Raw genomic sequence first — 236 nt, 5'->3', positions numbered from 1 at the left:
CATTATCGAAAGGATAATGGTGGGCCTTAGTGGACTCGAACCACCGACCTCACCCTTATCAGGGGTGCGCTCTAACCAGCTGAGCTAAAGGCCCTTAACAACTATTTAATGAGAAGGATTGTTCCTTCAAAACTGACAACGAGCTGCGACTACTGCCTGTAGTTTGGAAGCTAAGCTTCCTATCCGATCATCATCGTGATCGGGTATTTCCTTAGAAAGGAGGTGATCCAGCCGCA

The 236-nt window shown here is 47.9% G+C and carries 1 tRNA gene; it reads right to left on the bottom strand.

Annotation, left to right across the window (positions count from 1 at the left end):
- Positions 1–17: 17 nt before the first annotated feature.
- A tRNA-Ile gene (locus WFJ73_RS33285) sits at positions 18–94 on the bottom strand.
- Positions 95–236: the final 142 nt, after the last annotated feature.

Origin of the sequence: Paenibacillus sp. MMO-58 (assembly GCF_037146255.1) — a bacterium.
Taxonomy (GTDB): Bacteria; Bacillota; Bacilli; order Paenibacillales; family Paenibacillaceae; genus Pristimantibacillus.
Note: the sequence above shows the minus strand (reverse complement) of the source record. Positions and strands in the feature narration are given on the sequence as shown.